Source organism: Lapidilactobacillus gannanensis (assembly GCF_003946675.1).
In the GTDB taxonomy this organism is placed as follows: domain Bacteria; phylum Bacillota; class Bacilli; order Lactobacillales; family Lactobacillaceae; genus Lapidilactobacillus; species Lapidilactobacillus gannanensis.
On record NZ_RHOT01000003.1, the window covers coordinates 71,576 to 94,838 of the forward strand.

20 protein-coding genes are annotated in these 23,263 nt (G+C 41.0%); 4 read left to right on the top strand and 16 right to left on the bottom strand.

From position 1 onward, the window contains the following. Positions 1 to 297: 297 nt before the first annotated feature. The 3 genes from EKM81_RS01715 to EKM81_RS01725 form a co-directional block, all read right to left on the bottom strand. On the bottom strand, positions 298 to 576 hold the full coding sequence (locus EKM81_RS01715) for a hypothetical protein (protein ID WP_164509158.1): 279 nt from the start codon (positions 574 to 576) through the stop codon (positions 298 to 300). 64 nt (positions 577 to 640) lie between these two features. After that, positions 641 to 2,368 carry an ABC transporter ATP-binding protein gene (locus EKM81_RS01720; protein WP_125647504.1) on the bottom strand — a complete coding sequence of 576 codons (1,728 nt, stop codon included), beginning with the start codon at positions 2,366 to 2,368 and terminating at the stop codon, positions 641 to 643. Continuing rightward, complete coding sequence (locus EKM81_RS01725; RefSeq protein WP_125647507.1) at positions 2,355 to 4,118, bottom strand: ABC transporter ATP-binding protein; 1,764 nt, start codon at positions 4,116 to 4,118, stop codon at positions 2,355 to 2,357. Before EKM81_RS01725 ends, EKM81_RS01720 begins: the two co-directional genes overlap by 14 nt. A gap of 273 nt (positions 4,119 to 4,391) precedes the next feature. Here EKM81_RS01725 and EKM81_RS11070 point away from each other — a divergent pair, with 273 nt between their 5' ends. The 4 genes from EKM81_RS11070 (at position 4,392) to EKM81_RS01740 (ending at position 8,161) form a co-directional block, all read left to right on the top strand. After that, on the top strand, positions 4,392 to 4,676 hold the full coding sequence (locus tag EKM81_RS11070) for a hypothetical protein (RefSeq protein ID WP_164509159.1): 285 nt from the start codon (positions 4,392 to 4,394) through the stop codon (positions 4,674 to 4,676). A gap of 133 nt (positions 4,677 to 4,809) precedes the next feature. Next, positions 4,810 to 6,597, top strand: a complete 1,788-nt coding sequence (locus tag EKM81_RS01730) for a glycerophosphodiester phosphodiesterase (protein WP_125647510.1) — start codon at positions 4,810 to 4,812, stop codon at positions 6,595 to 6,597. Between the two features lie 152 nt (positions 6,598 to 6,749). After that, positions 6,750 to 7,388 (top strand): ABC transporter ATP-binding protein, encoded by a 639-nt coding sequence (locus tag EKM81_RS01735; RefSeq protein ID WP_125647513.1) that lies wholly within the window; start codon positions 6,750 to 6,752, stop codon positions 7,386 to 7,388. Further along, positions 7,385 to 8,161: an ABC transporter permease gene (locus tag EKM81_RS01740; protein ID WP_125647516.1), complete on the top strand. Its 777-nt coding sequence runs from the start codon at positions 7,385 to 7,387 to the stop codon at positions 8,159 to 8,161. The genes EKM81_RS01735 and EKM81_RS01740 overlap by 4 nt, the downstream gene beginning before the upstream one ends. A gap of 340 nt (positions 8,162 to 8,501) precedes the next feature. Here the strand turns inward: EKM81_RS01740 and EKM81_RS01745 are convergent, their stop codons facing one another. From EKM81_RS01745 to EKM81_RS01805, 13 genes are all read right to left on the bottom strand, one after another. Next, positions 8,502 to 9,104 (bottom strand): TetR/AcrR family transcriptional regulator, encoded by a 603-nt coding sequence (locus EKM81_RS01745; RefSeq protein ID WP_164509160.1) that lies wholly within the window; start codon positions 9,102 to 9,104, stop codon positions 8,502 to 8,504. Between the two features lie 85 nt (positions 9,105 to 9,189). Further along, positions 9,190 to 9,975, bottom strand: coding sequence for a hypothetical protein (locus EKM81_RS01750; RefSeq protein ID WP_225420145.1), 786 nt, complete (start codon positions 9,973 to 9,975; stop codon positions 9,190 to 9,192). Positions 9,976 to 10,076: 101 nt separating this feature from the next. After that, on the bottom strand, positions 10,077 to 10,529 hold the full coding sequence (locus EKM81_RS01755; RefSeq protein ID WP_125647525.1) for a hypothetical protein: 453 nt from the start codon (positions 10,527 to 10,529) through the stop codon (positions 10,077 to 10,079). Between the two features lie 315 nt (positions 10,530 to 10,844). Continuing rightward, positions 10,845 to 11,930: an LCP family glycopolymer transferase gene (locus EKM81_RS01760; RefSeq protein WP_379880626.1), complete on the bottom strand. Its 1,086-nt coding sequence runs from the start codon at positions 11,928 to 11,930 to the stop codon at positions 10,845 to 10,847. A gap of 265 nt (positions 11,931 to 12,195) precedes the next feature. After that, positions 12,196 to 12,666, bottom strand: coding sequence for an SsrA-binding protein SmpB (gene smpB, locus EKM81_RS01765; protein ID WP_125647531.1), 471 nt, complete (start codon positions 12,664 to 12,666; stop codon positions 12,196 to 12,198). A 24-nt stretch (positions 12,667 to 12,690) separates the two neighbouring features. Beyond that, positions 12,691 to 15,018 (bottom strand): ribonuclease R, encoded by a 2,328-nt coding sequence (gene rnr / locus EKM81_RS01770; RefSeq protein WP_125647534.1) that lies wholly within the window; start codon positions 15,016 to 15,018, stop codon positions 12,691 to 12,693. Between the two features lie 8 nt (positions 15,019 to 15,026). Further along, entirely contained in the window at positions 15,027 to 15,776 is a 750-nt protein-coding gene (locus EKM81_RS01775) for an alpha/beta hydrolase (RefSeq protein WP_125647537.1), read from the bottom strand. 61 nt (positions 15,777 to 15,837) lie between these two features. Beyond that, positions 15,838 to 16,074 (bottom strand): preprotein translocase subunit SecG, encoded by a 237-nt coding sequence (gene secG, locus EKM81_RS01780; protein WP_125647540.1) that lies wholly within the window; start codon positions 16,072 to 16,074, stop codon positions 15,838 to 15,840. A gap of 922 nt (positions 16,075 to 16,996) precedes the next feature. Next, on the bottom strand, positions 16,997 to 18,325 hold the full coding sequence (gene eno / locus EKM81_RS01785) for a phosphopyruvate hydratase (protein WP_125647543.1): 1,329 nt from the start codon (positions 18,323 to 18,325) through the stop codon (positions 16,997 to 16,999). Positions 18,326 to 18,414: 89 nt separating this feature from the next. Next, positions 18,415 to 19,170: a triose-phosphate isomerase gene (tpiA, locus tag EKM81_RS01790; RefSeq protein WP_125647547.1), complete on the bottom strand. Its 756-nt coding sequence runs from the start codon at positions 19,168 to 19,170 to the stop codon at positions 18,415 to 18,417. Between the two features lie 17 nt (positions 19,171 to 19,187). Beyond that, a complete protein-coding gene (locus tag EKM81_RS01795) occupies positions 19,188 to 20,399 on the bottom strand; it encodes a phosphoglycerate kinase (protein ID WP_125647550.1) in 1,212 nt (403 codons plus the stop codon). A 111-nt stretch (positions 20,400 to 20,510) separates the two neighbouring features. Then, positions 20,511 to 21,536 (bottom strand): type I glyceraldehyde-3-phosphate dehydrogenase, encoded by a 1,026-nt coding sequence (gene gap, locus EKM81_RS01800; RefSeq protein ID WP_125647554.1) that lies wholly within the window; start codon positions 21,534 to 21,536, stop codon positions 20,511 to 20,513. A gap of 34 nt (positions 21,537 to 21,570) precedes the next feature. After that, positions 21,571 to 22,608 carry a sugar-binding transcriptional regulator gene (locus tag EKM81_RS01805; RefSeq protein WP_125647584.1) on the bottom strand — a complete coding sequence of 346 codons (1,038 nt, stop codon included), beginning with the start codon at positions 22,606 to 22,608 and terminating at the stop codon, positions 21,571 to 21,573. Between the last annotated feature and the right edge of the window lie 655 nt (positions 22,609 to 23,263).

Genomic DNA, 23,263 nt, shown 5'->3' on the forward strand with positions numbered 1-23,263 from the left:
AAACTGCCAAGGATAAAGTGTGCCAAATTAATTCCCGACGGCGTGGAGGGATCTTGGCGTCAGCCGCCAAATTATTGTTGGTGCTTTAGCACTTACAATAAGACCTGTATTGGAGACTTTGCAAAGCAAATGCTTCAATCAGCGTCGGCCGCGTTCCACGCCAAGCAGCCCGGAACAGAGTCAGACGCCATTCTGTTTTAAACCTAATAATACAGTTTCAAGCTTTTGCATTGGAGAACACTGTGAAGTGCAACAAAAAAGCCATCATCCAAAAATGATGGCTTTTTATTATGATAATTATTTAGTAACGACACGAATATGCTTAAAACCAACTACGGTCTTGTTCTGTAAATCCGCAACAACTTCTGCATATTGATCTTCATAACTATCAATTGAAACAAGTGCGGAATTTTCGTAAATCTTAGTAATGGTGCCGTGAAAACTCAAAGGAACATCCTGACTTTTACGAACACTAATTTTTTGGCCAACTGCCAAATCTGAAACTTCTGCCAAATTAACACCAACTTCCTTTAAGAAATCACAAGTTAAGTCGTTTAAAGTTATAACATGTTTCACCGAGAAACTCAATTATTATTCGTTAGTTTTCCTAACTTTTTGCAAGTTATCGAGCTAATCAACCTTATTTTGCAAATTGACTCTCGTAAAGTTGGGCATAATAACCTTTAGCCGCTAATAGTTCTTGATGAGTGCCTTGTTCAATCACTTGACCATGATCCATCACCAAAATTAAATCAGCTTCACGAATCGTTGATAACCGATGGGCAATTACAAAACTTGTGCGACCCTGAGTCAGTTTATTGAAGGCGGCTTGAATTTTAACTTCGGTATAAGTATCAATATTACTAGTTGCTTCATCCAAAATCAGCATTGGCGGATTGGCTAACATCACCCGAGCAATCGTTAAGAGTTGGCGCTGGCCGACTGATAAACTATCGGTAGCTGACTGTAATTCAGTTTCATAGCCACGCGGCAGCTTCTCAATAAATTCATCAACACCACTTTCTTGGGCAACTTGGCGAATTTCCGCCATCGTCGCGTCATCTTTACCGAAAGCAATATTATCACGCAACGAACCAGCAAATAGCCAAGTGTCTTGTAAGACCAGTCCAAATTGTTGGCGTAAATTTTGCCGGGTGAGCTGCCGAATATCAATACCATCTAAAGTAATTTTCCCAGCCGTCACATCATAAAACCGCATGAGTAAGTTGACTAAAGTTGTTTTACCAGCCCCGGTTTGACCGACGATTGCGACCTGTTGGCCAGGTTTAACATGCAAATTCAAATCATGGATCAAATGTTGTTGCGGCTCATAGCTGAAATCAACTTGGTCAAAGGCGATTTCACCGCGGACCTGATCAATTTTTGCTGCTGGCTTAGGATCAGGAATTTCTTCTGGCAAATCAATAATTCGGAAAATCCGCCGTGCCGAAGCAAAGGCCGACTGAAATTGCGTCATTAAACTAGTAAAGTCACTAAAGGGCTTCCCAAAAATAGTCGCGAAAATTAAAAATGTCGAAATTTCGCCGACTGAAATTTGTCCAGTAATTACTCGTAAACACCCTACTAGACCGATCACAGCATACATAATATTATTAATTGCTCGGGCAGTTGGGTTAGCAAATGAGGCAATAAATTGTGATTTAAACCCAGTTTGATAAAGTTGCTGATTTAACTGTTCAAAATCTGCTTGACTAGCAGTTTCATGTTGAAAAGCTTGTTCTACTTTCAAACCAGCAATCGCTTCTTCAGCATAGCCATTTAAAGCGCCCAAATCATCCGCCTGCATTTTAAAATAATGTTGTGACTTTTTAGTAATCAAGCGTGTTGTCAAAAATGACAATGGCGCCGTTATTAACACTAGCAATGCCATAACTAAATCAAGTCGCATCATGATAACAATCGAACCAACAATTGTAAAGACAGCTTGCAAAGTAGTTAGCAGACCTTGTAAGGCACCATCAGAAATTGTTTCCACGTCGTTCACAAAGCGGCTGGTAATATCCCCATGAGGATTCGTATCAAAGAAGCTCAGTGGCAAGCGGTCCAATTTACTAAATAATTGTTGCCGCAACCGATTAACACCATCATAGGCAACGTTATTTGACAGCCAAGTAGCCACCCATAAGCAGAGATTACTTCCAAAATAAAGAACTAATAAAATTAAAATATCTTGATTGAGTTTCGTAAAATCAACTTGATGGCGGCCAACCAATTGGTCAATCGTCGTGCCGACCAAGACAGGCGCAATCAAGGTTCCTAAAACGGCGACAAACGCTAAAATCGTGGCCATGATAAATAAATACTTCTTCTCAGCAAAATAGTGTGCTAAACGCTTAAAGACTGCCATTTGATTCACCTACCTTATCTTGATCCAACTGGCTAGCAACTAATTCTTGATAGAATTGATTCGTCTTTAATAGTTGGTCGTGCGTATCAAATCCGACAATCTCACCATTTTTCAAAACTAATACGCGATCACAATGAGCGACCGTGCCAATTCGTTGCGTCACTAAGAAAATATTTTTCTGCCATGATGCTTGTTTAACCGCCTTTAAGAAATGCGCCTCAGTCAAATAATCCAACGCACTGGTGGCATCGTCAAGTAGCAGTAGTGGTGCTTGCTTAACTAAGGCTCGGGCAATCGTTAATCGTTGCCGCTGTCCACCAGAAAAATTACGACCACCACGTTCAACTGGCGCCTGTAATAAAGCTGGCTGTTGGCGAATAAAATCTGCTACTTGAGCTGTTGTCAAGGCTTGCCATAATTGTTCATCTGTTGCTTGGGGATTACTCCAGCGTAGATTACTGGCAACTGTCCCGGTAAATAAGGTCGTATCTTGAGGAACTTCCGCAAATAATTGACGCAATTGCCACAGCGAATATTGCTGCTGTTCTTTTCCAAAAATCATAATTTTGCCATTAGTCGCATTATAAAAACGAGGTAATAAATTCAATAGGGTTGATTTACCAGAACCAGTTCCACCAATGATCCCAATTGACTCATCACGATTGATTGCAAAGTTTAGACGGCGCAAAACTGGCTCGCCCCGCTGACCAGTTTCATCAGGAAAATAAAAATCGACATCTGTCATTTGAACTGTTTGGGGACTATCTAAATCAACTGTCATTTGCGCAACAGCAGTGGCATCATCAGCAATTTCGGTCGCTAGAATTTGTTGCACGCGCTCGCCAGAAGCCATTGCTTTGGTCATTAAAATAACCAAATTAGATAACATTAAAATTGCCGCCAAAATCATATTGACATAATTAATAAATGCTAAAACTGTTCCTTGTGCTAAAGTCCCGGCATTAACTCGCGCACCACTATTCCAGAGAATCACCACAATCATTAAATTGACGACAGTGGCAGTTAAGGGATTGTAAAGTGCTGATAATAGGCCAATTCTTAACCCGGTCTGCGTGATGTCATCATTTTCATTGGTAAACTTAGTTTTCTCAGCTTTAGTTTTGGCAAAAGCGCGAATAACTCTGACCCCGCCCAGATTTTCTTTGACCAAGCTGGATAGCCGATCCAATTGACGCTGATAGTGACGATACAACGGCGCCATTTTTTTAGTCAGCCAATAAACGACGAATGCTAAAATTGGTGTTGCAACTAATAATATCAACGCCAAGTGCCAATCTAAGGTAAAGGCCATAATTAACGCGCCAATAATAATAAAAGGTGCTCGTGAAACCTGACGAATCAACATTGCAATCCATAACTGCAACTGATTAACATCATTAGTTAAACGAGTCGTCAAAGTCGCCGTTCCGAATTGATCTTGTTGTTGATAAGACATTTTCGTAATTTTCTTAAATAAAGCGCGGCGCAAATCAGTGCCATACCCTTGAGCAGAGCGGGCTGCTAAGTACTGACATACGGAAGCCGATGCTAGACCTAATAGTGCCATTCCCATCATGATCAACCCGTAATGCCAAACAAAAGCTTGATCGTGATGCTTCACCCCGCGATCAACAATTAGTGCCATAAAGCTTGGCAAACTCAATTCACAGATGACTTCAATGAACTTAAAGAAAGCTCCGAAGATTGCCTGCCAGCGATAGGGCGCTAAATAAGTGCGTAATTTCCACATGGCAATTCCCCCTAACGTATTAGTCTTATCTTACCCCGATATTTGCTGAAAAAACAGCACGTGTTTTCAGTCATAGTGCTTTTTTAAGAAAATTGTGTCCTCAGGCTATTGACAACAATTCACTTAACTCGTACTTACGACGGATATCACTCGCCAAACTTTTTTGTCATAATAATATTATATTAATTAATAGAGGGGGCGTCGAACATCTTTAAAAAGAATTATTTCTCATTATCAATTGTTGGACTTGCCCTCCTAAGTATCACGATAGCCTTGATTCGCGGATACTTCACTAATGAGACTGGTGAAATCGTACAATTTCATCTACCTGCATGGCCATTACTTAGCCTAGTGCTATTAGTTAGCTTTATTTCGCTACTAAGCTATCCCTGGGTGCGTCACCAACCGTCCTGGCGAAAAATTAGTTTGATTTGTCCGCTACTTAGTTTCATCGCCACCATTATCATTGCCCTATTGGGGTTTGATGGCAGCACCACCCTGCAATTGGTGATCAGCGCTTCAATTGGCCTGCTCGCCAGTGCTGCAACTTTCTTCTAAGTCTCTAATTCAGAAAGATTCCCGTCAAGATCGACACTAACAAATTTAGTGACTTTTGTCAGTTTATCTTGACTAACAATCGGTTATGTCTCAGACTATTGATAGCAATCAATTGGGATAGAGGGTCTTAGAATTGTCTAAAAAGAAACGATTACCAAGTTTACGATTTTGGTTAGGCGCCAATCATTTATTCTGGCGTTTTTGGCCGCAGATTTTAGTTTTCTCTGTACTAATGAATATTCTACTTGAAGGTGTCATTATTGGCTTGCGCTGGTTAACTGCGAAGCTGATGGTCGAATTCAATGTGGCTTATTTGTCTTACACAAACATTGGTGAAATTGTGCTAGACCATCCCTTGATGGTCGTCCTACTTGTGGTGCTATTATTACTAGTTTTGCTACTTGTTTACTGGCAATTCACAATTTTTATGCTATTTGTTAATGAATTACAACATGATCATCAGCCACATTTTCGTCAATTAATGCGGCAATCTGCGCAACGTTTTCGCCAGTTAAACGGTAAAACTTTCCTATTCTTAATTTTATTTTTCATTTTAGCCTTGCCAGCAGTCAGTTTATTTTTCTCAACACAATTGTTAAGTAAAGTCGTCATTCCCAATTTTATCTTAACTTTTATTGATGAACACACCTTGTATGCTATTCTGCTCTTTCTCTTTTATTTAGGAGGTTTATGGCTTGGTCTCCGCTATTTATATGTATTGCCCCTATTGACCTTAAATCGGCTGTCAGTCCAGCAAGCACGGCGTCAAAGCTGGCAATTGACTCGTCATCGTAATTGGGCCAATTTTAAGCGCGGATTATTAGCCACGCTATTAGGCGGCCTGATTTTTGCCGTGATCAATGGCCTACTTTATTTCTTACAAGTTGGCCTTGATCAAACGCGCTTCGCCTTGCCAGGTGCGATGATCACCATGCTTGGCTTAGAGATAGCTTCACTGCTATTAGCCAGCTACTCAACAATTATGTTGCTGTTATTGATGCAACCACCAGTTGCCTTGGCCCAGCCTCAAATTGCTGATACTGCCAAACATCGTCGTTTCTGGCGTATTCTAACTTGGACCTTTCTCAGTGCGACTGTGGCATTATTGCTTGCTTTCAATTTCGGCTACTTGAAAGGATTATTGACTAGTAATCCGATTTTAATTTCACATCGTGGTGTGGACGCTGGCAATGGCGTCCAAAATACTATTCCCGCCTTAGAGAAAACTGCCCGCAAAAAACCCGCATTTATTGAAATGGATGTTCAAGAAACCAAAGATGGCCAATTTATTTGTTTCCATGATCCCACACTACGTCAGCTAGCCGGTCGTTCAGAGACACCGCAACAATTGACCTTAGCCCAACTACAAAAGATCACCGTTCGCGAGCATGGTTATCAGGCCAAAATACCTAGCTTTGATGATTATCTTGCGAGTGCTAACAAGGCCCATCAACCCTTGCTTGTTGAACTAAAAGTAACGACTCATGATAGCCCTAACTTCACTAAAAATTTTATTCGCCGTTATTATCAAGCACTGAAACAAAATGATAGTCAAATCCAATCATTGGATTATCAGACTGTCGCTCAAGCTAAAAAATTGGCGCCTGATTTATTTGTTGATTACATTATGCCCTATAATTTTGCCTTCCCAGAGACAAACTTAAACGGTTACGCCATGGAAGTGACCACTTTAAATAGCTACTTCGTGGATAAGGCCCACCAACAACAGCAACTGGTCTACAGCTGGGACGTTAATGACCAAGCAACTTTAAATAAAATGCAGCTTTATGGTGTTGACGGCATTATTACCGATCGTTATAGTGCGATGAAGCAGATTCTTGCCCAACAAAAAGATCAACCTCACTATGCTGCTTTAATCAACAGTTTCACTGATATTGCCGGTTCAGTTTGGGCAGATTAGTGCCAGCAATGCCTGCACCTTGTTCATTACCAAAATAAAGAGCGTTTTCAATCTCTTAGGATGTTCAGTCGCGTAAATCCATGCTATATTGATTGTGAGCGCTTTTTTGTTACCATTTTTAGAACAATTTTAGTAATTAGGGGGAGATTTTTATGGCGATTCTCACGTTAACTCATGTCAGTTATTTAGCTAACCAACAACTAATCATTCCAGACTTGAATTTAACAGTGGCTGCCAATGATTTTTTAACGATTACTGGCCCATCAGGCAGTGGTAAAAGTACCTTATTGAAGCTGATAGCTTCATTAGCAACACCTAGCAGTGGTGAAATAATTTTTGCCGGGAAAAACCAACGCGATTACAACTTACCAAAATATCGCCAACAAGTTTCCTACTGTTTCCAGCAACCAACACTTTTTGGTCAAACCGTCCGCGATAATCTGCAGTTTCCGTTTCAAATTCGCAATCAAACCTTTGACCAGGGCCGCGTGACAAATTACTTGGAATTAGTTGACTTGCCAGTTGCCTTCCTCGATAAAAAGATCACGGATTTATCAGGTGGTGAACGCCAGCGCGTCGCTTTAATTCGTAATTTGATTTTTCCACCAACAATTTTACTGCTTGATGAAGTAACGGCTGGCTTAGATCGGCGTAGCAAAGAAATAGTCCAAGATTTGATTCGACAATTGTCGAAGAATAAGCTGACTTTAATTCAAGTCACTCACGATTCAGACGAATTACGAATCGCCGAAAATTTATTGCAAATGCAGGCTGGAGGAATTATCAAATGAAACAATTAGTCGTTAATAACGCCTCGCTGGCTTTGGCCTTTATGCTAGTTTTAGTCGCCATGATCATTAGTACCAAAGAGAAATTACACTTGGCCAAAGACATTATCTATAGCATCATCCGGGCAGTCATCCAGTTAACCATTATTGGTTATGTTTTAAAATATATTTTCCAATTGAATAATGCTTGGCTGACCATTCTAATGTGCTTATTGATTGTCGTTAATGCTTCTTGGAATGCATACAAACGCAATCCCAATGCTCATCACCACTTTCGCGAGTATTTAGAAACATTTTTAGCATTATTCATCAGTACTTTCGTCACTTTAGGCTTGATTATTCTTAGTGGCTCTTTAAAACTGATTCCTTCCCAAATTATTCCGATTACGGGGATGATTGCTGGCAATTCGATGGTCGCAGTTGGTCTTTGTTACCGTGCCTTAAATAGTCAATTTCGCGATCAGCGGCAACAAATTCTGGAAAAACTTGCCCTTGGTGCTGAAATCAAAACCGCTTCGTTACCGATTCTTCGTGAAAGCATTAAAACTGCCATGCAACCAACCATCGATCAAGCCAAGACAGTTGGTCTCGTTAATCTACCGGGGATGATGTCAGGCTTGATTTTTGCGGGCGTTGATCCAGTCCGCGCAATTCGTTATCAAATTCTAATTACCTTCATGCTCCTCTCGACTACTAGTCTGGGCGCAATTATTGCTGGGTATCAAGCTTACCGTCATTATTTCAACAGTCAGCAACAATTAACTGAATCAGATTAAGTGGCGCCTTGACGGACATTGACATAGAACCCTAATGGTCATAATAATAATCTCAAAACTTGCCTTTTAATAGCAAAAAAGACTCAATTTCTTGATCAGCCGCGAATGACTTCGGACAAAATCAATTAATTGCGTCTTTTTATTGTGAATTGAAACGATGTAACAAAAAGTTGTCAACTACTGGTGATCAACAATTAAGCAGTTGCACTAAGCGAGGTTATCACGCCCACAACTTAGCTGTTAACTAATAACACCCTTCCCCCGAATAGATGTTATCAGATAATCTCCTGTTGCTTACCGATCATTAATTGAATCAAACATATCAATTATCATCATGCGACTAATTCTCCAAGTTAGTAATCAACCATTTCCGTCGATAACCAAAATCACGTAACAATTGTTCTGTCGTCCAATGATTAACAATATAATCATTAAGCGACGAAATAATCATTTCTAACATGAAATATAAGAAACTGATCATCTCATCATCAGAATCAATGTTAAGTTGATTTTTGCGAATCACTGCAATCACTTGCTTAACGAAGTCCGAGCTGACGTCAATTGCCTGGACTTCACGATAAGCTAATTCAGCTGTCGAACGTGTCAACAGCGACAAGCGCTGCCAATAATAGCTGTTACGTGATAATCGTGTACACCAACGTAAATAGTTTTCAATACCATCAAAGAAATTATCGTCACTATCATCAATACTGTAAAGAATATCATGGCGAATCACTTTAGCATTTTGACCAAGCGTATAATGAAAAGCATCATCAATATTCTCGAAATACTTATAAAAAGCACCCCGTGACATCCCCATCTTAGCCACAATAGTTGCGACTTTGACTTGACTAGCAGGGGTATCATAGAAAGTCTCGACTAATAATTGATCAATTTCACGACGGCGCGCATCAGATAGATTCAGGAAAGTTGTTTTTGGCACGATCCAGCTCCTCTCTAGTGACACTTTGTTACTCACACAGGCATATTATAGCAGGCCAGTGACAAAGTGTCACTACTTTTTTTATTTATTTTTTAACGACAGTCCAAGCATCGATTGTTTTACCTTGTTGATCTTGCAAGACCAGCCAACTATTAGTTCCACCAAAGTATAAAAACAGCCCTACTTCATTCACACTTTTTAAGGTGATTGGCGCGGTAGTGGTGAAATGGCTAATTGCTGCTTGATGCTCTTGCCGTAATTGCGAAGCAAATCTAGCGCTAAAACCTAAACTACCATCTTTGTTGAGCGGCGCCTCAGCCAGCAAAGTTGCCCCAGCAGCAATGATCATTTGATTACGGCTAGCCCAACGCACCGTTGCCTGACTACCGCGATAGTTAATTTGAAAATCAATTTTGCTCACCTCAGAGCGCCAACGATGACTTGCTTTAGCCACCGTCTCCTTTGCTTTAGCCGGTGCATCAGGTTGGGCAACCAGCAAGGCGGTTTGATTTAAGAAACCAAGCAATTGCTGAAATGGTTGCCAATAATGAACTAACTCCGTTTGAAGGTTAGCTGGGATCGGGGGTACCGCCACCGTGCCCATTAATGTCTGCTTCAAAAAAGGTAACAAATAATCAGCTGTTATTGCCCAAGGTAATGTTAAAATCAGGCCAGTTTCACCAGCTGCCACAGCCATTTTCTGCTGGCTAATTGCCACCACGTGGTCAGCCTGCCAAAGCAAATTAACCGTTGTTGAGACTGCTGTCGTGCTTGCTGGTAAGCTGCCCTTCGTTATTAAGCTTGCTTGTCCTTGATCGGCACCAAAATCAATGACTAACTGATTTGCTGCCAGACTACCTGTAAAATTCATCAACTGACTCACTCCTAAGAATTTGTTAATAAGATTGTCAATAAACTATTAATATGTTTACCCTAAGCTAAAATTAGCAGTAACACCAACTTGGCAGTTAATTACTGATGCAATGCCGAAACCAGCAACCAGTAAATTGCAAAAAATGGACTAACTACTAAGACCACCAAATTAATTGCCAAACGCCCACCAAAGACAAAGAACTGATCTAGATAACGTCCCCGACGATGCTGGCCTTGATATTGCCGGACCTGCTGGTCAATTGCTGTCTTGCTGTTCTTCTGTTGTTGCGCTGGTTTTGCTGAGGATTGTGTGGTATCAACCGCCTGCTTTTCCCGCTGTTGAGTTGCCCGCCGAGTTTGCCTTTGCTGCCAAACTAGCCAAAAAAAGGGACTACTTCCAACAAAGCTAATCAATAAATAAACATCCGTCCATTGCCAATTTAAATCTAAACCGCTAGTTTGTTGTAAGTGCGTAAAAATCCACCAGAATAAAACTGCGGGAATCAAGCGCCGAACTTGTTGTAAGTATGAGGCCAATTCAAATTGTTTCATCAACTTAACTCCAATCAATAGCTAATAAAATAGACTGCATTAATAATGCTTATTTTACGCAATTTAACCAACTTTCTGCAAGTGAAACCACGCTCACTAATAACTTTCGAAAAACCGCTGCCACTGTTAACAGGCAGCGTACGATAAAATTAATTTTGGCAAGAGTGTGAGAACAAACCCTTTAACAACTCCAGCATGTTCTCAAAAGGCAGCTAGTTCCGCTTAGCGCCAAAAAAACGAGCAATTCTACGAATTGTTCGTCTTTTTACGTTAATGCTCACCAACTAATCGGCTGTGGCCGTGCCCTTAACAATATTAATTACTACTATTCAACGGATAAACATAATAATTCTGCACTTCAGTGGGATTATCAAAGATAAAGCCGTTTTGTTGCTCATTATAGTCATTTTCTTTAGTCGTACTATTACTAATTGTTTCCTTTTCCAGTCCCAACTCAGTCCGAACAATATCAGAAACCCGTTGTAACTCTGTTGTCGCAGGTACTTGAACCGCCGCATCACCGGCGTAAGCACTAATCCCTTGCAAATGATCACTCGTCACATTAGTTGCTGAGGAACGATAATTCTTAAAAATTGTAATCATCTGCTCAGTTGTAAAGTTAGTCGTTAAATTATCAGAAATAGCATCCATTAACTTCGTAAAATTAGCCAAAGTTCCCGTGCTAGCCGCTGATTTTAAAATAGCCGTGATTATTTGCCGTTGTCGCTTCTGACGACCATAATCACCCTCTGGATCTTCATAACGCATTCGTGCATAATCAAGGGCCTGTTTGCCATCTAACTTCATCTTACCTTTAGTAAAAGTCGACCCATTAGAACTGAAGGAGAATGGCACCTCAACTTCGACGCCACCAACAGCTTCAACTATCTTTTTAAGGCCACCCATATTAATTGAGACATAATTAGTCAGGGGAACATTAATCAGCTTAGAAACGGTATTTAGGGCCATTTTAGCGCCACCCACATTATTAGCAGCGTTCACCTTTTCAAAATCAAAAGTTGAAGTGCCAATAATCTCAGCCATTGTATCCCGGGGAATACTTACTAAAGTTGTTTGATTCTTCTTAGGATTAACGGTGGCAACAATAATGGTATCAGAATTCCCATTGACCTCAGTCCGCCCCTCATCCCCAGTATCAGTTCCTAACAATAATACTGAGAAAGGTTCAGTTGCAGCGACAACTTTTGCCGTTTTGGCTTCAGCCGCCTTATCAACTGATGAGTAAGTTTTGTCTAAAGCCGACTTTGCTTGGGCATATAAATGAATCCCATAAGCGCCAGCCGCTACCAACACCACAGCTAAACTGATTAAAATAATTTTTAAAACACGGTGTGATTTCTTCGGAGTTACCTGATCACTTTCACTTGCTGCTTGTTTCAAACGTTCAGAACGTGCATGCTTTGCCATTTGTCCACCTAATTCTCAGTGTGTTCAAAGTAAATAACCTATTGCTGAATCAAGATTACTTTTGCAGTCAATAAAACTTTTTACCATTAGATCAATTGAAACATTCTTTGAAGGCACTGGATTTTAAATAATGATTGAAAATAAAAAAATAGTCCAAAGCCTATCATAAATTAGTATCTCCTGATAAGCAATGACTATTTGTGGACTTTTTTATTAAAAATCAATTAAGTACAAATCTTTAAAAATTATTTTTTAAAACACGACGTAATTCACGATCCTGTTCCCGTCGCTTGATGGTTTCACGTTTATCGTATTCATGCTTCCCTTGGGCAACGCCAAGTAAAACTTTAGCGTAACCATGTTTTAAATAAACTTTCAGGGGCACAATGGTCATCCCAGCAGTCTTGATCACACCACTAATTTTGGCCAGTTCTCGCTTATGCAACAGCAATTTACGATTACGTAAGGGATCATGATTGAAACGATTACCAGCATCATAAGGGCTAATATGGACGTTTTCCAACCATAATTCACCCCGATGAAACTGAGCAAAACCATCCTTCAAATTAATTTTGCCAGCGCGAACTGATTTGATTTCAGTGCCAGTTAGCGCAACGCCCGCTTCGTAAGTTTCAGTGATGGTATAGTCGTGTTGGGCTTTCCGATTGGTTGCCACTTGATTGCGGGGTTTTTCTTTTCTTTTTGCCAAAGCAAACACCACCTGTTCAATTGACTAGCGGCGATTCTTTTGAGGCCGCCGACCATTACTATTGCCATTATTGTTATGGCGTTCGTATTTATTATTGTGCCGTGGCTGACTATTTGTTTTCTTAGGAGCTGTACTTGACTTTTGATCTGTAAAATCAGCTGGGGTATCTTGACCAGCAATAATAAAGTCAATTTGCCCCTGATCAGGATCTGCACGCAAAACTTTAATCTTGATTTCTTGACCAATCTTAAAGATGGTATGCGTTTTGGCACCAGTTAAAGTCATTTGCTTCTCATCATAATCATAATAATCATCACGTAGATTGGAGATGTGAATTAATCCTTCAACAGTATTATCGAGTGACACGAACATGCCAAATTTCAGTACAGAGGCAATTACACCATTAAACTCTTGCCCAACCTTAGACATCATGTATTGGGCCTTCTTGAGATCATCAACGTCGCGTTCAGTATCAATTGAGCGCCGTTCTTGTTCAGAAGTGTAAGTCGCAATGTCAGGTAATTTTTCAGTCCATTTTTCCTGGTTGGCTTCAGTCTTACCAACAGTTGCATAACTATGGATCAAACGATGGACAATTAAGTCAGGGTAACGACGAATTGGCGACGTAAAGTGAGTATAATAATCTGCACCAATCCCGAAATGACCTAGTTGTTCGGTTGAATAATGAGCCTGCTTCATACTCCGTAACAACATTGTGGTCACAACCATTTCTTCCGGCGTTCCGGCGACTTTAGCTAAAGCCTGCTGTAACTCAATTGGTTTAATGTTATCAGCTTTACCGTGTCCGACAATGCCAAAGGCTGACACAAATTCGAAGAAAGATTTCACTTTTTCTGCATCGGGCGTTTCATGAACCCGATACAAGAATGGCACGTGTTCACGACTAAAGTGTTCAGCAACAGTTTCATTAGCTGCCAACATGAACGATTCAATCATGCGTTCAGACAAGCCCCGGTCCCGTAAAACAATATCAATTGGCCAGCCTTTTTCATCGACCTTGATTTGCGCCTCAGTTTCTTCAAAATCAATTGCGCCACGACGATGACGTTTATCAAATAAGATTTTGTGTAGGGCCGCCATTTGCGTCAACATTGGTACCAAATGCTCGTACTCAGCAGTTAATTGGGGATCATGATCTGTTAAAATCTTATTAACGTTATTATATGTTAACCGTGCTTTGGAACGAATCACACTTGGATAAATTTCATGTTTAACAACCTGACCTTGATCATCGATTTCCATATCACAAGTTAAAGCCAACCGGTTTTCATTTGGATTCAGTGAACAAATACCATTTGATAACCGGAATGGCAGCATTGGTAAAACTCGGTCAGTTAAATAAGTACTGGTCCCACGAGCATATGCTTCCTTGTCTAATGGCGAATCTTCGGTTACATAATGACTAACATCAGCAATATGAACACCAAGATGATAATGGCCATTAGGCAATTGCCAAACAGTCACGGCATCATCAAAGTCTTTGGAATCGTCGCCATCGATTGTAACAACTTGCTGATCCGTAATATCACGGCGATTAGCCCAATCTTGAGGTAACAATTCATCTGGAATTTGCTCTGATTGCGCCAAAACATCCTCAGGAAACTCGGTCCGAATGCCATGTTGATAAACGATGGTCATAATATCAACACCAGGATCATTCTTGTTACCCAAGGTTGCCATCGCAATCCCTAACATCCGTGTTGGAAATGCATCACTTGGATATTCAGTGATTTCTACCTGGACCATATCACCAGCTTGGGGATGAATCCCTGTATCACGGATATAAACAGGATAAGCGGCAAACTTCTTGTCGTGACTACGCACACTACCTAGCAAATTAGTCTTCTTAATTTGTTGATCACTATAAGGCACGAATTCACCAACTAATTGTGTTAAGCCGTGTTCAACGATTTCTTCCACTTCACCCTCAGGACCGCGACCATTCCAAGGGTTCGCCGCTTTGACAAGCTTCACTTTAACGGTATCGCCTTGTAAAGCATGGGCTGTCTTCTGTTTAGGCACAAAAACATCAGGAATTTCTTCCTTACTATCAGGATCGGCTTCAATTCGAACAAACCCAAATCCCTTATCATTTGCTGCAAAACGACCAGTTACTTCCTCTGAAGTTGGCGTTAATTTAAAACGTCCGCCTTCGTTAACACTAATCGCGTTTTCACCTTCTAAAGTTGCCAAAATCCGGACAACCCGCTTAAAAGAATTAGCACCATTTAATTTTAAAATATCATTAATATCTTGAACAGCGTACTTCCGATTAGGATTAGCTCGAAAAACTTCGAGCACTTCCGCTGTTAAATAATCATCATTTTTCATCTAAACCCTCATTTCAATTTATCGATAAAATTTATTATATCTTGCGCCAATTGTTGATGTGCTTGATTAACAGTCAAAACATGTCCTGCCTGAGCATACCAGCAAAAGGTCAGCCAATTTGTTGAGATTTGATCAGCTAAGCGTTGGCCTGCTTGGGGATCAATCAATTGATCCTGCCCACCTTGTGCAACTAGAAAAGGTTTGCGAATCGTTGCAATCTGTGGTCGCAATTGGTGCGCCAAAGTTTGAATATCAGCTAATTGCCGAGGAAGTAATTGTTGAATCAATTGCAATTCTCGGTGTTGACTATAGGTATCGCGTCCAACTAACTGCCCGATTTTTTGCGCATAATGAATAAATTGATTCGGTATGCGGGAAAAATCGTCAGTAAAAATTGGTGCGCTAAGGGTGCCACCACCAATTACAGTTGGTTGCGTCAGTATTGCCTTAGCTGCGAACAAACCACCCAATGACAACCCAAAACAAGCAATTTGCTGATATCCTTGAGACTGTAAATCAGCAATTGCTCGTAAAGTATCCTGCCACCAAGCAGCAGGACTACCAGCCATTAAAATATCAAGCGGCTCACCAGTTGCATGTCCCCGAAACTGTGGCACCAAAACTGCGTAGCCTTGACGGTTTAAAGCCTGCGCTAACAAACGCATATCCGTCGAATTACCAGTATAAGCATGCAATAATAAAATAGCTATTTTCTGTGAGCCTGCTAAAAAGAACGGTTGTGGCCATTGACGATCCATGAAACGCCCCTTATTCTTAACAAAAAAACTCCCGCAATCGCAGGAGTTTTAGATAATCATTCTAATGCGAAGACAGATAAACTAATACCAATGCAAGGACAAAAAAGAGAGCACCTAAAACAGCAGTAACACGTTCCATAACCGCTTCAAATCCACGTTTCTTTGTTTGTCCAAACAACTCACCGCCACCACCTGAAAGGGCATTTAAGGCATCTTGTTGTTTTGATGGTTGCATCATGACTGCAATCACGATGGCAATTGACACAATAATTAATAACGTCTGAATGACATTGTACATGAAGCTTGCCTCCGAACTATAACCTGAGTTTCTTACTTATGAAATTTTACCATAATCTTGACTTGATTGCTAGTCAACGACAAATAACTTGTGCAGTAACCTGTTTACTCAGTGAATTAAAAGTGCAGAGTAAAAATGCAAAACCTTGGTGAAGTGTTTGAAACAGAATGGTGTCTGACTTCATTGCGGGATTGCTGGTTGTGGAACGCGGCCGGCATCGATTTGAACCAATTAAAGCCCAAATTATTTCAAATACGAACCTTTGTCTAATTACTAAAGCAATAAGACAAATTTGGCTGCTACTCGCAGACTCGGGCGCAAATACAAACCATTGGCGGACAACCACACCCTACATTCCATCTGAAGTTGAGTTAGTCCACTTCAGCTTCGTTAGTGCTTAAACCAATTGTAGTGGGATAGATCAACTCGATTCAAATTGTTATCACAATTGAACGGTAGCACCTAAAAAGACAGTTTGACAGTTTCTGGGTTAATTCCAGAAGGATTATCAAACAGACTTTGTTAGTTTACTCAATTTGTTTTTCTAAATAGTGGTGCTTAGTTCTGTTAGTTTATACAGGTGGTTGCTGGGCGATTGGCTCCTAAGTTCACTGGTATTGCCTTGATATCAACCAAATCTAAAATGGACTAAACCAGCTCAAAACACAGTGGAGGTCGCCGGGTTGTCAGGCGTGAAATTATCCTTGGCGATTTATCGCTTAGGATAAGCTTCAATCGATGCCCACACCGTTCCACAACCCGTCGGCCGCAACGGAGTTGTCCGCCACTCTGCCTAAAACTAATTCTGAGTCAAATCGCTCAGCAACCACCCTCCCAATTTGAGAAAGACTTGGTACAATTTAAAGTACAAAAAAATACCGCTGTGGATTTCCACAGTGGCATTCTTATCTAACTTAGTTAATTATTTGTCCCACTTTGCAGCGAAACCATTCTTGTCAAACTCAACATTGTAGAAGCTCTTAATACCGTTGTATTTAGCAGCATCGCCAAGTTGGTCTTCGATCCGCATTAATTGATTGTATTTAGCAATCCGATCAGTCCGGCTCATTGAACCAGTCTTGATTTGGCCGGCGTTAGTAGCCACAACCAAGTCAGCAATTGTCGTATCTTCAGTTTCACCTGAACGATGAGAAACGATTGCTGAGTAGCCAGCTTCTTTAGCCATTTCAATAGCTTCAAAAGTTTCAGTTAAAGTACCGATTTGGTTAACTTTGATTAAGATTGAGTTAGCAGCACCCATCTTGATACCTTTTTCAAGGTAAGCAGTGTTAGTAACAAAGAAGTCATCACCAACAATTTGTACTTTCTTACCAAGTTCTTTAGTGATTACTGCCCAGTCATCCCAGTTGTTTTCGTCGATTGGATCTTCGATAGAAACGATTGGGTACTTGTCAGCTAAACCTTCAAGATACTTGCTGAATGATGGTGTGTCGAATTCTTCACCAGTTGACCAACGTAACTTGTACTTCTTGTCTTCGTCATTCCAAAGTTCGGAAGCAGCAACGTCGATTGCAATAGCAACGTCTTTACCAGGCTTGTAACCAGCTTTAGTAATAGCGTCAACTAAGTATTGCAAAGGTTCTTCGTTGTTAGCAAAATCAGGTGCGAAACCACCTTCGTCACCAACTGAAGTAGCTTTGCCGTCAGCAGCTAATAAACCTTTCAAAGTATGGAAAGTTTCTGAACCCATCCGAACTGCTTCACGGACAGACTTAGCACCAATAGGCATGATCATGAATTCTTGGAAGTCCACTTTGTTGTCAGAGTGAGCCCCACCATTAATAACATTCATCATTGGTGTTGGTAATACGTAGCTGTTAGGGCCGCCAAGGTATTCGTATAAAGGCATGCCTAATTCGTCAGCAGCAGCACGTGCAGCAGCTAAAGAAACACCTAAGATAGCGTTAGCACCTAATTTACCCTTGTTTGGTGTGCCATCAAGATCAATCATAGCTTGGTCTAATGCACGTTGGTCAGTAGCGTCCATGCCGATAACTGTTTTAGAAATCGTGTCATTAACGTTAGCAACAGCCTTTAAAACACCCTTGCCACCAAAACGTGACTTGTCGCCATCACGTAATTCAACAGCTTCGTGTTCACCAGTTGAGGCACCTGAAGGAACAATAGCGCGGCCAAAGCCACCTAATTCAGTATAAACTTCAACTTCAACAGTAGGATTACCACGTGAGTCTAAGACTTCGCGGCTTAAAACATCAGTAATTACAGACATTGAGTTCGCTCCTTTTGATTTTCCCGAATGAATTCGGTTAATATCACCATTTTAACAAATTTTTATTGAAAAATAACTAATAATCGTGATTAATTTTGATAGTTAACCAAAGCTAAGAATGAATCAGGTACCATGCTGGCACCACCGACCAAACCACCATCAATATCAGGCTTAGCCATTAATTCTTTAACATTAGCAGGTTTAACAGAACCACCGTATTGAATACGAACATTCTCTGCAGTCTGTTCGTTGTACAAGCCTTTAACGGCTTCACGAATAGCATGGCACATTTCTTGAGCTTGGTCAGCAGAAGCAGTTTTACCAGTACCAATTGCCCAGATTGGTTCGTAGGCAATGACTGATTTAGAAACTTCTTCAGCAGTCAAACCAGCAAGAGCAGCCTTGATCTGAGCAACAACCCAGTCAGTTTGCTTGCCAGCTTCACGTGTTTCCAAACTTTCGCCACAGCAAATGATTGGTAACATGTTATTACGGAAAATAGCCTTAGCTTTTTTGTTGATATCTTCATCAGTTTCGTGGAAATAGCCACGACGTTCTGAATGACCAATAACAACATAGTCAACGCCCATTTCAGACAAAGCCTTAGGTGAAGTTTCACCAGTAAAAGCACCTTCGTCTTCAAAGTAGCAGTTTTCAGCAGCAACTTTTAAGTCAGAATCCTTAGAGAACCAAACTAAAGCATTTAAGTCAATGGCTGGAGCTGCAATAACTGATTCAACTTGATCAGCAGCAGGCAACTTGCCTTTGATAGCTTCAAGAAATTCTTGAGTTTCTTCAGGATTCTTATTCATTTTCCAGTTACCAGCGATAATTGGTTTACGCAATATTTTTCACCTCAGAATTATTTTTCAGAAATTGCAGCGATACCAGGTAAAGTCTTACCTTCAAGATATTCAAGAGAAGCGCCACCACCAGTAGAGATGTGGGTAATCTTGTCAGCAATACCTAATTGAATAGCAGCAGCAGCTGAGTCACCACCACCGATAATTGTTGTAGCATCAGTTAAGTCACCTAATGCACGACCAACTTCTAATGTACCTTCAGCATAATTGCTCATTTCAAAGGCACCCATTGGGCCATTCCAAACAACTGTTTTAGCATCTTTTAAGATGTCTTTGAATAAAGCAATTGTCTTAGGACCGATATCTAAGCCCATTTCACCATCAGGAATATCCTGGCCAACGACTTCATGCTTAGCATCATTTGAGAATTCAGCAGCAGCGACGTTGTCAACTGGTAAGACTAATTTGTCACCAGCTTTAGCTAATAATTCTTTAGCCAAATCAAGTTTGTCAGCTTCGAATAATGATTTACCAATCTTGTGGCCTTGAGCAGCCAAGAATGTGTAAGCCATCCCACCACCGATTAAGATATGGTCAGACTTAGGAATCAAGTTTTCGATAACACCGATTTTGTCAGAAACCTTAGCACCACCAAGGATGGTAACGAATGGATGAACTGGCTTGTCAACGGCAGTTCCTAAGAACTTGATTTCCTTTTCCATTAAGAAACCAGCAGCAGCGGGTTTGCCAGCAGCCTTCATAGCTGTAGCAATACCAACGTTAGAAGCGTGTGAACGATGAGCAGTACCGAAAGCATCGTTGACATAAACGTCACCTAATGATGCCCAATATTCGCCTAATTTAGGATCGTTCTTGCTTTCGCGCTTGCCAAAGTCGTTGTCAATATCTTGGAAACGAGTGTTTTCCATTAAGATAACGTCGCCGTCTTGCATAGCGTTAATAGCTGATTCTAAGTCAGCACCTTCGTTAGTTGGTACAAATTTAACTTCTTTGCCAAGTAATTCAGATAAACGAGCAGCAACTGGGCGTAAGCTCAATTCCTTCTTGTCTGCGTCACTCTTGATCCGGCCAAGATGTGACAATAAGATAGCTTTGCCGTTATGTTCAACTACATATTTGATTGTTGGTAAAGCAGCAACGATTCGGTTATCATTGCCGATCACGCCGTTTTTAATAGGCACATTGAAGTCAACACGAATTAAGACTTTCTTATCTTGAACATCAACGTCAGAAACAATTAATTTTGCCATTGTGGACAACCTCCAAGAATTTTTTTCATAATAAAAGGCGAAAGGAGTCGACCTCCCTCCGCCTCAAAAATCAACAGTTCAAAGTTTAAATATTTAGTTTGAAATTTCTAATTAAAGAGTTGCAAACTTCAATAAAGTACGAACCATTTGGCAAGTGAAGCCGTATTCGTTGTCGTACCAAGCAACAGCCTTAACTAATTGCTTGTCGCCAGCAGTTGTAACTTCAGTTTGAGTTGGGTCAAAGATTGAACCAAATGTTGTGCCAATGATATCGCTAGAAACAACGCTGTCTTCGTTGTAACCGAATGAAGGGTTGTCAATCGTGTATTTCTTAACAGCAGCATTTACTTCGTCAGCATCTTTAACTGGCTTGCTTAAGATTGATACTAATTCAGTAACAGAACCATCAGGCACACCAACACGTTGTGCATGGCCTTGTAACTTGCCCTTTAATTCAGGTAATACTAAACCAATAGCCTTAGCAGCACCAGTTGAATGAGGGATAGTGTTAATAGCAGCAGCACGTGCAGCACGAACATTACCTTTACGTTCTGGGCCGTCAAGAAGCATTTGAGTTGAAGTATAAGCATGGATAGTTGTCATAGTACCAACTTCGATACCAAATTCATTGTTCAAAGCTTGTGCAAATGGAGCTAATGAGTTTGTAGTACATGAACCTGCAGAAACGATCTTGTCGTCAGCAGTCAATGTATCTTCGTTTACACTGTAAACGATTGTCTTAAGGTCGCTGCCGGCAGGAGCAGAGATCAAGACACGCTTAGCACCGGCATCCAAATGAGCTTGTGCTTTAGCTTTAGAAGTGTAGAAACCAGTACATTCAAGTACGAAGTCAACACCATCATTTTTAACCCAAGGAATATTTTGTGCTTGTGGTTCAGCGTATACATGGTATGACTTACCATTAACAATGATTGAGTCTTCAGTTGCGCTAACTTCAGCATCTAAAGTACCATGAGTTGAATCATACTTTAATAAGTGAGCTAACATAGCAGGTGAAGTCAAATCGTTGATAGCAACAACTTCGATATCACTTGATTTTGCACCAAGTTCCATAATACGACGGAATGCTAAACGACCAATACGGCCGAAACCGTTAATACCAATCTTTACAGTCATACAAAATTTCCTCCTTCAGGAAATAAAAATTTCTTTAAAAGGTTGCCCCTTTTAAAAGCGAGTTAGCGGCACCTTCATCCGTGAGAAACCACGTCTGTTGAGGTGCATTGTGCATGTAAGCGCGAATCGCGGCGGCTTTCTTAGCACCACCGGCAACAGCAAATACATACGGTATATCAGTAAGATCCCGAATCTGTAATCCAATTCGTGGTATCTTGTAAACGACCTGACCTTGATCGTCGAAGAAATAACCAAACGCTTCAGCAACAGCGTGACGTGCTTTTAACTGGTTAATCACACTGGTTGACATATTACGGCGTTCAGCCATGGTCATGGCCTCGCCAATACTGTGTAACACCACATTGGCATGAGAGATCAAATCCAAAACTGATTTGATCGATGGTTCCTTGAGAAGTGGTTCGTAAGTTTGCTCGCTAATATCTTCAGGAACGTATAGACTACGATGACGTCCACCTGTTCGCTGTGCCATTTGCGAACAAATCGCATTGGCTTGAATATCAACTCGCTCACCAACCCCACCACGAGCCGGCACAAACAATAATTCCCGTTGTTGGGCTAATTCTGGTGTTAACTCCTTGGCAACAACCGCCATCGTTGAACCACCCATTGCCGCAATAACGTTTTGTCCGTTGAGCAACAAGACTGATAAAGTCTTGTTCAAAAGCTGACCGACATTTTCTAGTACTCTTGGTTGTTGGTCGCTGTCGCCCGAAACAATCAACACGTGATCGATTCCCAGCAATGCTGCCAAACGCCGTTCCTTACGAGGAAAGCCTAACAAATCTGACATTAAATCGTCAAGCTTGATGAGAACATCATGTCCACTCTCTGTTAATACCATACCTAATTTGGAGGATAATATCAATCCAGAGGCTTTCAAAATGTCGGTTTCCGTTCGTAAAACACGCTCACTTAAACCAAGTTCCTGGGCCAACGTGCGCCGACCAACCGGCTCCATCCATTGAATCCGTTGGAGGATCAAATAACGTTGCCGAATGGCATTTGAGAAGCCTGGGGCGATTGTTTCTATCCACGATAAGTCATTTTGCATCATAGCCAGACCTTTCAGTGGGACGGTAATCGTCCATCGGTGTCATTTAGCGACCCATCTATGCCAAAAAATAAGGCGCTCATCAATACCTAACACCTATCTCAAGCACGAGTTTATTATAACAACGCTTAAATCAGAATGCAAGAATTGCAAGCGCTTCAATCACAAAATCACAAATATTTCTTATGGAATCCCATTAAACCAGTCTTTATAACTGGACAATTCTAAAAATAGTTTGTGCAAGCACTGGACTCTGATTGCTAAGTTGCCCAACGCTTTCTATTCTAACAGACTTCTGGGCGATTAAGTTGCAGACACTACCGATTCTATAATAGTTGGCAGAATTGTTTTAAGTTGCTCCCTAGTCTGGGGTGATGACAGAGGCCCAGCGATTTGACAGTCATAAACTAAAATTGTGCCAAGACTTCCCCAATTAGGGGTTAGTGGTGGCCGGGCGATTAAGAGGGCGTGGTTGTCAGTCAATGGTTTGTATTTGCGCCCGAGCCTGCGAGTAGCAGCCAAATTTGCCTTGCTGCTTTAGCAGTTAGACAAAGGCTCGTGTTGGAGACAATTTGGTTTTCAATTGGCTTCAACCAATGCCGGCCGCGTTCCACAACCAGCAAGCCCGCAATGGAGTCAGAACCAATTCTGTTTC